Raw genomic sequence first — 13,199 nt, 5'->3', positions numbered from 1 at the left:
ATTTTTATAGTGAAACTAATTATTTAATCTTGCTAAACATCAAAACAAAACAAACCGGAAAATATTCCGGTTTGTTTTTTATTTCAAAAAAATTATTGTTAATTATAAGTTTTATCGATTGAAGTCACGTGCATACCACCTGCACCGCCACCCTCACGAGAGAAAAGAAACTTCACTTCTGTTTGGGTATGCCCTGCCGGGAGACTGAATGTAGTCGTAGTAGCCGTACCGACTTTGGCATCATATTTAGCAAGAACATTTTCATCACTACCCACGAACACAATTGAACCCAGCGCAGTGCCAGCAGAAGTGGAATTACGATGTACAACGGTAATGGTGACTGCTCTACCCGCATCCACAGGCACTCCGATGTATGCTCGCATTTCTTCTGCTGCCGCACCTACGGCAGCAACAGGATCACCAGAGGCAAAACCGGTACCGTTAAAGTTCCACTCCAGATTGGAGCCACCGCGATGGCGCAAAGTACCGGTAGCGCTGTGGAAGAAATTCAGCCCATTTACGCTGTGAGCTGTTGAACTTTGAATAACCGCGTTGTTTGTTGTCGAGGCAACAGAATTGGACAAAATACTGATGTAGGTATTGGGATCAAAACTGGCCCAAACAGTATTTACATCTGTACCGCCGCTTGGCGCACTGCTGGACGACGAACTTGCTTCACTGCTTGAGCTTGAAGCTTCTGATGAGCTGCTTGAAGAAGAGCTGGACACTTCAACGCTAGATGAAGACGAGGCTTCCGAGCTGCTGCTAGATGAAGCAGCTTCGCTGCTGGAAGAAGCAACAACCGAGCTTGATGATGCTACAGAACTAGCAACGCTACTGGATGAGCTACTTTCAGTTTTGATTGGAGTGGTGTTGAGATCAACAATTTTAAAGCTGCTCAGTACTACACCAACCGCAGTAGCATTTCCATCTGTACCAACTTGGATGAATGAGTTAGCAGTTCCAACATGAGCATCATCAATGAAATCAACGCACTGCTCGGTATTCAGTGGAATATTGACAATATCCTGGTTGATCAAACGGCTCTTGGTACCATGGATAGAATTACCTGACGTAGTCGACGTGTTATCAACATACACACGAAATAAGCCATCTGTATGTTTCTCCACTACGGTGTAGCAAATCTGATAGTTGTTAGTCAGATCTAATGTACCGCCTACAGGCGCAGCATCTTTCGCAGTTGCGGTATAGGTGTAGGTGCCGTTTTCTTGCTTGACTCCTTCCAGACCAATAGCAAACCGAGCGTTTCCGACACGCAAGCCAGCTTCGGTAAACGCCATACGGCTCTCACCTGCCAAGGTCAATGCCATAGCCTGATCATTTTCAAGGCTAAGAGTCTGCACTGCTGGTGTGGTAGGAAACGCTAAGCTAGTTGTGGCCGATGTTGAATCAAAGAATTGCTCAAGTGTTACTGCAAAATTCGCTTGGTAAACATCAAACACGGCTGGAGTTACTGCTTGAGCTGGTGAGTAATCACCATTGCCAATCACATTCGCCCCTCTTACAAATACATAATAAGGTGTGTTGTTGACCAGATTTTTCACGCGATAGTTAGTGTCGATAATGCCATCGGTAACCGTCGCAGTTGCTGGGTCATTCGAAGTACCTACTGCCACTGAGTAGCTTTCTGCACCAGCAGATGCTTCCCAGGTAACCAACGCACGACGGTCATCGCTATAGGTTTTAAGACCGGTTGGCGCTGCCGGCGGAGTTTTAGGCACATCAGGTATACCTATAGCGCTGGGGCCGTATGCACTGCTGCCACCCGCGTTATGCGCTTTTACAAACACGTAATAGCTGGTGAGGTTAGTCAAACCGGTAATAGTGGTGGTGGTGGTGGTAATTTCACCGACGCCATTGCTGTCATCATCACCAATGATGATTGCACCTTCCAATGAATCGACAGTGTTGTAAGCAACGGTATAGCTGGTAGCACGCGCTGCAGCAGCCCAGTTAACTTTCAATTGGTTATTGTTGGGTTCGAACGTTGGTGCTGCAGGAACCTCTGGTGGTGGCGCGATATTCCAACCGGGAACACGTGCACTGGCAGCACAGGTGGCAGCTGTTGGCTCTGAAGTTTTATCTGACTGATAACCAACCCACAGCTCACTCATGGTTACTACACCCGCGCTAGGTACACGCAGCTGAATAAACGATGAGGTAGTGCCTGGGTTTTGCAATACCGAGTCAATGCTCTTGCCATCAACAAACACGTCACCCGGGAAATTGATTTCTACACGCTTGCCTGCAACAAAGTTGGTGACGTTGAGCTGCTTCACCAAACTCTTGGTGCCATGTAGAGAGAAGCTGGACGTCGATTGGTTATTATCGACATAAACCATGAACTGCTGGTTACTGGCCGACCCACTCAAGGCTTCAAATTCATTCACACAGAAAGAAATTTTCCACGGATGGGTTAAGTCCAACTCACCCCAAGTGGTGGTGGTGGGGAAGTTAGCCGCTGTGCCATCGGTAGTTGTGTTTACTTTGAAATCGGCTGGCAATGCTTCCGGATTGATGTGGGTACCAGTGGTTTGCAAACGCTGACCTATAGTCATACGCGCGTTACCGATGGTCATTTTGCCGTTGGCAGCAACCATACGGCCTGCATCCAGGCCTGAAGTTGAGTAGTAAAACGATGGTGTGAGATCGTCGCCCGGATTGAGCAGACTTTTGTAGCTAGCGCTAAACAATGCTGTGGCGTTATCCACTGCAAATTTTTCGGTAAATGGCAGAAGGTTGTTTACCGGTGGCGCCAAGCTAGACGAAGAAGATGAGGTGGAGGAAGGAATTACCACTTGATTACAGTTGGTTGCACCAACCTCACTACACAGGTCAGTCTTGGATGGGCTACCTGATCCACCACCACAAGCTACCAGAGCCGAGCCTAAAAAAGCTGTGCTGATTAAGCTGAGTTTTTTCATTATTTATTACCTGTCTTTTTAACGTTTTGCGGTTAATTCCGCTCCGAAAATCCTGTGTCTCACGGTGCCGCTAAAGCGGCACATCTGTTACATAAACTTGTAATTGAGACCGACTTGGAACGAGCGACCATAAACCTCAGAGTGATACATCATTTTGCCGCCTGAATATTCGTTACCTGTGTAGTAAGTAGTCATGTACTCATCGGTAATATTCATTGCGTCGAAATACACTTTCAGCTCATCCGTAATTTGGTAGGTAGCCTTGAAGTCCATGCTGAAAGTGTCGCCAAGATATTGGTCAGCCCACACCTTACAAGTAGTGCCAGGATTACTTGGAGTAGAAATCAAGCGACCTTCCGAGCCTGCAGGGCAAGAGCCGATACGCTTAAGGATTTCGCTGACGTAGTTGCCAATCAAACGTACCGATGTACCATCTCTTTCCCAACCTACAGTCACGTTGCCAGTCACGTCGGCTTGATCAGGCAACTGAATATCACCTACGCGAATAGTGTCACCTGCCTCAGCAGTCGAATTCATAAAGGTGGCATTACTTTGGAAAAAGAAGCCCGAGTCAAAGTTGTACACGTAGGTCAACTCAATACCGTAGACCGATGCCTTATCGCCATTGGTAGTCCAGTTGACGTTATTCATAACTTGGTCTTGCGGGATGGTGAAACCAGTAATCGCGTCCACCGGTAAAGCCATTGGTAAATCATTCAACGCGATTTGTGAGCCTTGAACTTCCACGATGAAATCGGTGATGTCTTTGTAGAACACCGCTGCCTGCAAGAATTGGTTGGAATCCGCATACCAGCCGATAGAGGCATCGTAGTTGACCGAATTCATTGGTTGTAAATTCGGGTTACCCACTTGCATGGCGCTATCTGGGCCAAGGGTGTAGCTTTTCAAATCTTCAGCAGTCAGGTTCGGATTATCAGGCGTTGCACTACATACGCCGGTGACCGGATTACACAACTGGAAGTCGCTGGCAATGGTGGCATAAGCGCGCGATTGATCGAATGATGGGCGAGTAAAGCTGGTCCAGATAGACGAGCGAATCAGGACATCTTCTCGCGGCTCAAAGCGATAATGGATGCTGGGATATAAATCATTGTACTTGTTGACTTCAGCTTCGAGCGGAATTGAGTAGTCGAAGCTAACGGTATTTCCCGCACCAATATCAAAGTTATCGTTGTTGATGGAGAAGTAACCCGTCGAACTAAACTCGGTTTGTTCCCAGCGCACACCAGTGATCAACGATTGATTGTCGCTCAAATGAAACTCGCCCATCACATAAGCTGCTGCCGTGTCTTCGGTAAGCGTGTAATCGCGATACACACTCTCCAAACCTTGTTGAGTATCCAGATTAGCGATAGCACGCACGCTGGAAATTAGCTCTTCAGCGCCGGCTTTGGTAATCGCGGGATAAACGAAATCAGACTGGCCGGGCATAGCATAGTCATGATCGGTCAGGTTGCTTTGAATATCGTAGCGACATTGAGTGACATCAGGTGCACCAGCACACTCAGGACTGAAATCTTTTGGCACCAGACTCCAGCGATCCTGATTACGGTCTCTTACACGATTTTTGATGTTAAAACCAACTTTCCAGTAACTTAACCAGCCGTCATCAAATTCACGCTTGAGGTCAACTTTAATAGCTTCCAGCTCATCGGCGCGGGAAGAGTTTTCTAAAAACAGGTTATCAAATTCAAAACCAGCAAGGCTTACACCTTGGGCGCTATAACCGGAAATCTGATCCGGCGTAAAACCTGCACCTGAGACAGTCGTGCCCATAAGTGCAGCCAAATCGTTGGGGCTGATCGCTTGCGCCACAATGGCTTCTTTACCAGCACGCGCAATCAGCGGCACATCGCGCTCACGAAACTGCACGCGTTGGCCATCCGGTTTTTCATAAGTACTGTCCGACCAGGAGTATTCATAATCCAATTTATATTGGCCGCCACTCACATCAAAATTATTCTTCCCCCCCAAGGCATAGGAAGTGGTCTTTGATGTGCCGTCCTGGATAAACATTTGTTGTTGGATATCGGCATCCACTACACCGAAGGTATTGGTCGCAGGATCCAGATAAGCGATGTCATCAGCGCCCGCTTGACCAAAGCGATAGTATTCACGCCAAGCAACGTCCATATCGGTGTATTCGGTATACGAACCTCTCACGTAATATTCTGAATTTTCGGTAGGGCGATAGCCCAAATCCAGCGATACGGCTTTACGTTCACGATCAGCTACTTCCTGACGGTTTTGGAATTCAAACGGAATCAGCATATAGCTGCTGAGATCTTCTACATCAGGTACTGAGTTGAGCGTATCAACTTGTACATAACGTGGATCAGTAGTCTCATGGTGGAGCATTTCGTAAGTAACGGTTTTGCGCTCTTCCCAAGAAGCTGAGTAACCAATACCGATAGTGTCATCGGCTAATAAATTGGTGCCTTGCAAAGAAATTTTTGGCGAATGCTCTTCTCGATAATCCTGATAATAATCCTGCACATTCAAACGCAAAGAGTCTTTTGCGCGATCAAACGCGCTAACGGTTTTTACGTTGACTACACCTCCGATGGAATTCAGATCCATGTCCGGTGTAAGCGATTTGAAAACTTCAATTGAACTCAACAAATCTGCCGGAATTGCATCCAGTGCAAACGAACGGTCATCTGCGCCCGCACTTGCCAGTTCCGCACCGTTTTGCTGAACGGTTACAAAGCCGGGACCAAGGCCACGCACAGAAACAAATTTACCTTCACCTTCCGATTTCTGCAGGGTAATGCCTGGTAAACGCTGCAGGGATTCGGCAACGTTTTGATCAGCAAAATTACCCGCATCATCCTGAGAAATAACCGAACTAAAAATATTTTTAGAACGCTCTTCTTCACGGGCATTTAATTCAGCAGCTCGCACACCAGTAACTTCAACTTCTTCAACAAGATCGTTAGAAGATGATTCATTGGTTTGTGCATACAATTGGCCGCTAGCAGCCAAAGCAATACACAGCGGTAACAAACGTTTCTTATGCATAGTCTTCCCCTCTTTACAGCATGAAAATTATTGTTAAACGATTTTTAACTTGCGGCTGTTTGCGGTGCGCGAATTAAACAGGCACAGCACAACAGCTCCGGGGAGCTGCAAAAAGGAGGACGAGGGGAAATACAGCGCAAAGGAATACAGGGGTGTTAGCGATGACGCTACCCAAGGTGAACATACCTTTGAAGATTGGAATATAGTTGATGCTGTTTTCATGTATCTCGTGGCTTTTTTGCAAGCTCTGGAATTCAGAATGCTTAGGAGCCACCACCAAAATCAGTGGTGATTTTGGTATTAACCGAGATAGAAATTACACTGCCAGATTTTATAGTTATGTTGCCAGGCGAATGGCGGGAGCCTTGCTCCGATGTGCTCTGTGGCACTTTTTATTTGCTCAAGTCTGTGCGCTATATGGCGCGACAGGCTTTGCTGCTCTCACTGTGTTGTAAACCGAGACTTGGGTCACAGGAGGGCGATACTACACCCATCGTTTTAAATTTGACTAGCCTGACGCCAGATTCTGGGAAAATTTGAACAAAATTTCAACAATTAGTGAAAAAAGCGCCACTTTTGAAATGATAAGTGTTTCGATTAGAAACACTCTTTGGCAGCTAAACTACCCTTTTGGGCCAAAGAATGACCACACGGGCACCGCCCAGTTGCTCCGGTTCAACAAATGTTGCCGTGCCGCCGTGCCATTGCAGGATGCGTTTGACAATGGCGAGGCCCAGCCCAAAACCACCGGTGCTGGTAGTGGTGATGAGGTTGTCCTGGGCATTTTCGCCGTACAACCGCACGAAGGATTCAAAGACTTTCTCGCGTTTTTCCACGGGAATTCCCGGACCATCGTCTTCTACGGCGATGCGGTACTGGGTGGCGGTTTGCGCGAGCTCAACCCGAATAGTATGGCTGGCATAACGCGCGGCGTTGTTGATGAGATTCTGCAGCACGGTTTCCATCAACTTCCACTCGCAGCTAAACACTTTGCCTTGTGTATTATCGATAATTTCCAATTGCAACTGACGCTCATTATGGCGATTAAACCGCTGCTGGATATCCGCAAGCAGGTCGCGCATATGGCCAGAGGTCTGTTGCAGGGTTTGGGTTTTTTGTTCAAAACCGGCATACATTAACAGCGCACTGATTAAGGCTTCCATCTCTGCTACATCCTGTTCCACGCTGCGCAATTGACGACGATTTTTGTCATCAAGTTTTTCTTCATCGATCAGAGCCAGAGCGAATTTCATCCGCGCTAATGGTGTGCGCAATTCATGGGATACAGCGTTAGTCATTTCGCGGTGCGAGGCAATTAATTCGCGCAGTCGCTGTGCCATGTGATTGAAGGCCTGCGCGAGGGGATAGAGGGTTGAGGCCGGAGAAATGCGCAGTGTTTCGGGCACACCGTCCTTGCCCAGAGTGCGGGTTTGTAGCTCCAGCTTTTTACTGTCGCGCGAGAGCGGCCATACCCACAGATAAATTGCGGCGGCGATGGCGAGGTAAAAAACAATCAATAACAAGCGATGAAAAGGTGATTCGCTGTCATCGGCCGCCGGCAGTGTGAGCATCATAACCTCATCACTTCCAGCGAGTCGCTTATACCAGATGATGTGGTTATCGCTACGGCTGGCAAGGATATCGCCCGCGTGTAATTCCTGCAGCGCCGCCGATTGGGCTACATCGTCCAGGGGTAATAACTCAAGGCCAATTGCAAGGCGCGCCGCAATATCCTGTGCACGCTGTTGATATCCATTATCTGGCTGCGGTTGCTGGCTTAACAGGTCTGTTTCGATAAGTTGCAGGAGTGCGACTACTTCCGGCGTTGGCTCTTGCTCGGGAGCGAGGTTTTCCCAGAATTGATTGAGCCCCCAGCCAATAAATACTACCGAGGTAACAATAAAAAAGTAGAGTGATAAAAAGGCGCGATTCATTGCCAGGCATCGGCAATAAACAAATATCCCTTACCCCAAATGGTTTTGATACGCGTGGGATTGTCGGGGTTATCGTTTAATTTTTTACGCAGTTGGGAAATGCGCACATCAATCGTGCGATCAAGCCCGTCGTATTCGCGATTGTAAATATGGTTGAACAAAAATTCGCGGCTGAGAATTTGTCCCGCTTGCGCCGCGAGTGCGAGCAACAAATCATATTCGTGACTGGAGAGCATAATTTCCTGCCCCGCCAGTGATACTTTGCGCGCGGTGGGTTGAATGCACAGCTCACCAAAATTGAGCGCTTCTTGCTCACGCGGATCATTTTGGTAATAGCGACGCAGCAGCGCACGAATTCGCGCCAAGAGTACACGCGGTTCGGCAGGTTTAATGACATAGTCATCGGCGCCGTACTCCAAGCCCAGCACTTGGTCCACATCGGAATCGCGTGCAGTGAGCATGAGAATGGGGCCTTTGAATTGCGGGCGTAATTCTTTACACAGCGTCAGCCCGTCTTTACCGGGCAACATCAAATCCAGAACAATTAATGCCGGGTTTATATTTTGTGCCTGGCGCAACACACGATTGCCGTTTTCTTCCAGTGCGACCTGGAAGTCATTGCTCTCTAAAAAATCTTTTACCAATTGTGCCAAACGGCGGTCATCCTCGACCAACAAAATTAAATTATTGTGCGACATATTAAAAAAAGCTCCAGGGGTTGCGCCGCGCCCGACGGTATTTCTTGTCATTGTAGACCACCTGAAAGCGCTGATCGCTTACGGCAGTGCCCGTGTCTGTTTCGCGCAATTCAAAATCGGTGCTCACGCTGGCCGTTAATTCAAATTGGTATTCACCACGGGTGGCACTCTGCCAACAGCGCAAGGGCTCGGCCTTGTCGGTTTGATACAAACACAGGGAGCGCACCGCCGTGGATTGCCACTTTACTTCCAACTCATCGCGACACACCTCTTCCCCAGCATTTAAAACACACAGCCGCGGTTTGATGGAAAAATGGATTAGCGGTAGCGATGCTTCATGGGTAGCGGCCGCCTCATTGGCGAGCGCCATGCTTCCCGGCAGCTGGGCTGCAAGAAATAAACCGGCTGCAAACGAGGTTGCAGAAAATCGGTTCAGCACCACACCATCAGAAATGGTATACCCCTCCAACGAAAACCGTGATCACTTTATTATCGTTAATTAATGGGCTCGCTGAAATCTCATCGGGCAAGATGCGATAGCTGGTTAATACACGCAAATCCCAGCGTTCGGTCAGCTGGTAATTCCAATCCACACGCAGCAGTGGCGAGAGTGCAGAAGTAGTTCTGTAGGGGCCGCGGATATCGGCTTCATTCACGCCGACACCATAGTAATAATTCACTACCTCACTGCTCTGCCAATTGGCACCGAGCGACGCCAGCCAGTGGTGTTTACCATGACGCCAGTGTTTGGCGAGTGCAACACGCAGCTCCTCGCCGGAGTGCACCTGGGTGAAATCCGTTAGGTATTGGATCTGTACATCAAATAAGGGGTTGTTCCAACTGTATTCAATACCGGCCAAACCGGCCATATGGCGATCGCGGGCACTGGGCGTTTGCAGCGGCATAAATTCCGGCGTAGCCAACTCGCGGTCATCGTCACCACTGGATACCACATCCTGTTTCCCACCCTGGCCATCTTTGTTGCCCATCGCCAGGGCGTTGCCCTCGATAAAAAAATTGCCCGGACTCCAGCGATGAAAAAATACCTGATCGTAACTGGGTGTGACGAGCAGGTTTAGCTGTTGGGTTTCGCTTTGCCAGGCGATAACCCCAAAGTCCAGATTCTGGATAAAAAAGTGCTCGCCGTTGTAGTTAATCTGCGGCACAACAATCAGCGGGATGTCCGAGGTATCGGCCAGCGGATTAGTACGCACACCGGCGCCAAAGCCAATACTCAGCTCCCATTTTCCCACCTCGACGCAATCGCCCCGCTCCGCCGATGGACAGGCATTCGCCTGCCCGGCAATAAGCACACTGGCTCCCAGCACGCAGCTGGTAAGAAAATGAACGCGCGAAAGCGGAAGGAAACTGATCATGGAAAGTTATACAGATGGCAGGGAATGGGCATAGTGTATTTATAACCCCGGCTCGCTGCAGGTGTTGTAATGAATTGTAGTTAGCATAACAGCGGAAGCACCTTGCCATCAAAACGTCGCGCACTGGTTACACTTTTTTACCAGTCGCTACATATCCGCCACAGACGCCACACTACCCCCTGCGCACAATGAGTCATAGAACATAACCTATCATGGAGCGCCCTTATGCAAATCACCGGTTATATTTCCGCATCCCTATTATTAGCCAGCAGCTGGTTACTCAGCGCCTGCGGTAGCGATATCAAACTTCCCCCGGTAGACCCGAACTCACGCGCCTTAACCATCGATTTCAATGAAGGCAGCGCGGGTTGGAAATCCGGTTTTGCCGATTACCCGGCGGGTCAGGAAGAATTTTACGAGTTGAGTGCAGGCAGTAGCGATCTTCCCGCCAGCCTGGGTACTAATCGCAAAGGCTATAAACTCAGTGGCAATAACCACAGTGATGATTTGTTTATGTTCATCACCAAAAAATTTGATGGCTTGCAACCCAATACTCGTTACGGTTTTCAATTCAAAGTTCGCTTTGGCACCAACGCGCAAAAAAATTGTATGGGTGTAGGTGGCGCGCCGGGAGAAAGTGTATGGATTAAAGCCGGAGTCAGCAAAACCGAACCCCTTGCCGTGAACAACGGTGCTGGCGATTTGTTGATGAATATTGATAAAGGCAACCAGGCCGTCGGTGGCAGCGATGCCATAGTGTTGGGGGATTTTGCTAATAGCCGCGAATGTGGCGACAGCAATATCGATTACATGCGAAAAACCCTGCAGAGCGAGCGAGGTTCATTTACGGGTGTCACCGCAGAGGATGGCAGCATCTGGATTTTACTCGGCACCGATTCCGGTTTTGAATCTACCACTAGCATTTATTTTATGACGCTGGATGTAATTGCCACCAAACTTTAACAACATACCGGGCAGTGTCAGGTCGTGATACGGCCCGGTATTTTCTCCTGCACGATCATCTTCTTAGTTGCTGGCAAGCAACGCTTGGTTGTTATAGGTCATGGGCGTTAACTGGCCGTCCTGCTCTACAATAATCGCTTGGGCTAACAACTGGTTAGCTGCAAGATAATAACCAATGCTACCCATAGTTGCGGTCACCAATTTAGAGGATTGGTCCGATGTTTTTACATCCTCCATCACCATACTGCCCACCAATAATTTCATGCTATTAATTTTCATAGGCTGCGCGGCAAAGTGTGCTTTGGTATTGGCTTTTAATTGCTCGTAATTAGTCGTTTGATAAATCGCAGCGTTAATCACATCAAGCGTATGCTCGGTACAGTTTTGGAAATCGGCATTGTATGGATTGGCCAATACCGAGTAGTGCGGCACATGCACCTCATGCTGTACACCCTTTGCATAAGCCTCTACCAAACGCTGCTGTAAATTGGCATCGGGGATAATAATACCCGCGCGCAACTGGTGGGCATTCCAGAAAAAATCTACCGGGTAATCCGTCACCAGCTCACTCAAGTCTTTTTTGTGGGCGGTTTGATAAAGGTTGTGGATCGCATACCCTTTGGCCAGGGTGCCATCGGGCAAATTAATGGTGGAATAAATCGCAACGGCTGTGTGGGTAAACTCTACCCCTTTTGGTAATTCTTTCGGCGGGCGCCCGACACGGCCGATGATAAACGCGCGCGCACCCTGTGAGGCCGCATATTTTTCTACCTGTTTTGCAAAACGGCTTATTTCATCCGGTGAAAACTGTGCTTCACCACCAGCATTACTGCCTGCCCAGAGCGTATGACTCGCCAAACTGATTACCAACACACAGACCATTCGCACTATTTTCATGGTTATTTCCCGCTTGAATTCCATATTGATCACTTGATTATGCTTTGCGGCATCCCTGCCCTGTATATCCCTCAGCCTTGCTGTAACACATCATTTGCTTAACGCTGTTTGGCATCCACTGTGGCTGCATTATTCATCACCACAGCCGGTGCCGGTTCTGCCGTCAGGGTAATATCACTTACCTCCAGCGGTTGTTGCTTATCGGTGGCAACATCCATCAATGCTTCACCAGCCTTGCCAGACGCTTTGCCCAACTCACCGACGGCGATTAATGGCACGGCCACTGCACCGCTCACAAATTGACCCGAGGCAACAGCCGCATGTTTGATCGCCTTACCCGAGTGATTCACCGATGCCGCCGCATTGCCAATACTATCTGCCGCTAATACCGCTTGGCTGGTCATCAGGGTCAAACTTACAACAGCTAATTGAGTAAACTTTTTCATATCAATGTCCTTTCATGGTTAGGGTTATCACTGGTTACTGTCAGCGGTATTGCTGTATCAGCCAGCGATGGACGCACTATGCGATGAGGGCAGTGAGGTGTAAATTTTTCTGAATGAAGTAGACTTGTGCAAAACCCAAGGTATAGGAATGTAATACTATGAGTCAGATTGCCAGCTTGTGTGAAACGCTTAAACAGCTACTGAAAGCGCGCAATATCACCTACAAAGATTTGGCACAGGCACTGGAACTGAGTGAGGCTAATATCAAACGCATCTTTTCCAGTCAGAGCTTTACCCTTGAGCGACTGGAACAAATTTGTGCCTTACTGGAATTAAGCCTCTCGGATTTATTTTTATTAACCACAGAAAAACAACCCCAGCTCGCACAGCTAACCCAGGAACAGGAAGAAGAACTTATTGCCAATAAAAAATTGTTGCTGGTAGCCGTTTGCGCGCGCGATGGTTGGTCTTTTACCGACATCATTACCCACTACCAGATTAGCGAACACGAATGCATTCGCCTGCTGGCGCGCCTGGATAAATTGAAAATGCTGCAGTTGTTACCGGGTAATAAATTCAAATTGTTGATTGCCCAGAACTTTCGCTGGATTCCCGGAGGACCATTAGAGCGCTTTATGAACAGGGATGTAATTGTTGAATTTATGGAGGGCGATTTTCATCAGGAGCAATCCTTCCGATTTTATTTGCGCGGCAGTTATTCCAGCGCATCAATCGCGCTGCTGAAAAACAAACTGAACCAACTCACCCAGGAAGCGGCGCTACTCAACCAGCAAGATGCAAAACTACCACTGGATCAACGCCAGCACACGGGTTTGTTATTGGCCATAAGGCCGTGGGAATTAAGTATGTTCACGTCCATGCGCAGGAAGTGACATAA

Annotated in this window: 10 protein-coding genes; 2 read left to right on the top strand and 8 right to left on the bottom strand. The window is 48.3% G+C overall.

Annotated elements, in window-relative coordinates:
- Positions 1-98: 98 nt before the first annotated feature.
- The 6 genes from B0D95_RS15045 to B0D95_RS15015 form a co-directional block, all read right to left on the bottom strand.
- Complete coding sequence (locus tag B0D95_RS15045; protein ID WP_078044662.1) at positions 99-2,945, bottom strand: fibronectin type III domain-containing protein; 2,847 nt, start codon at positions 2,943-2,945, stop codon at positions 99-101.
- Positions 2,946-3,032: 87 nt separating this feature from the next.
- Positions 3,033-5,987: a TonB-dependent receptor gene (locus B0D95_RS15040; protein ID WP_078044661.1), complete on the bottom strand. Its 2,955-nt coding sequence runs from the start codon at positions 5,985-5,987 to the stop codon at positions 3,033-3,035.
- Positions 5,988-6,604: 617 nt separating this feature from the next.
- On the bottom strand, positions 6,605-7,921 hold the full coding sequence (locus B0D95_RS15030) for an ATP-binding protein (RefSeq protein WP_078044659.1): 1,317 nt from the start codon (positions 7,919-7,921) through the stop codon (positions 6,605-6,607).
- Entirely contained in the window at positions 7,918-8,619 is a 702-nt protein-coding gene (locus B0D95_RS15025; protein WP_078044658.1) for a winged helix-turn-helix domain-containing protein, read from the bottom strand. The genes B0D95_RS15030 and B0D95_RS15025 overlap by 4 nt, the downstream gene beginning before the upstream one ends.
- 1 nt (position 8,620) lies before the next feature.
- Positions 8,621-8,989, bottom strand: a complete 369-nt coding sequence (locus B0D95_RS15020; RefSeq protein ID WP_078045781.1) for a DUF3019 domain-containing protein — start codon at positions 8,987-8,989, stop codon at positions 8,621-8,623.
- Between the two features lie 76 nt (positions 8,990-9,065).
- A complete protein-coding gene (locus B0D95_RS15015) occupies positions 9,066-9,995 on the bottom strand; it encodes a MipA/OmpV family protein (protein ID WP_078044657.1) in 930 nt (309 codons plus the stop codon).
- A 225-nt stretch (positions 9,996-10,220) separates the two neighbouring features.
- Between B0D95_RS15015 and B0D95_RS15010 the strand changes: the two genes are divergently transcribed.
- The gene (locus B0D95_RS15010; RefSeq protein WP_078044656.1) at positions 10,221-10,958 is read left to right on the top strand and encodes a hypothetical protein; all 738 of its coding nucleotides are present in this window, start codon (positions 10,221-10,223) and stop codon (positions 10,956-10,958) included.
- Between the two features lie 63 nt (positions 10,959-11,021).
- Here the strand turns inward: B0D95_RS15010 and B0D95_RS15005 are convergent, their stop codons facing one another.
- Together B0D95_RS15005 and B0D95_RS15000 are read right to left on the bottom strand one after the other, a co-directional pair.
- Positions 11,022-11,855, bottom strand: coding sequence for a DUF2145 domain-containing protein (locus tag B0D95_RS15005; RefSeq protein WP_078044655.1), 834 nt, complete (start codon positions 11,853-11,855; stop codon positions 11,022-11,024).
- 98 nt (positions 11,856-11,953) lie between these two features.
- Positions 11,954-12,301 (bottom strand): hypothetical protein, encoded by a 348-nt coding sequence (locus tag B0D95_RS15000; RefSeq protein WP_078044654.1) that lies wholly within the window; start codon positions 12,299-12,301, stop codon positions 11,954-11,956.
- Between the two features lie 158 nt (positions 12,302-12,459).
- Between B0D95_RS15000 and B0D95_RS14995 the strand changes: the two genes are divergently transcribed.
- Entirely contained in the window at positions 12,460-13,194 is a 735-nt protein-coding gene (locus tag B0D95_RS14995; protein WP_078044653.1) for a helix-turn-helix transcriptional regulator, read from the top strand.
- Positions 13,195-13,199: the final 5 nt, after the last annotated feature.

It is taken from the genome of Cellvibrio sp. PSBB023, assembly GCF_002007605.1.
GTDB lineage: Bacteria > Pseudomonadota > Gammaproteobacteria > Pseudomonadales > Cellvibrionaceae > Cellvibrio.
The sequence above is the reverse complement of the archived record's forward strand: the minus strand, read 5'-3'. Positions and strand labels throughout refer to the sequence as shown.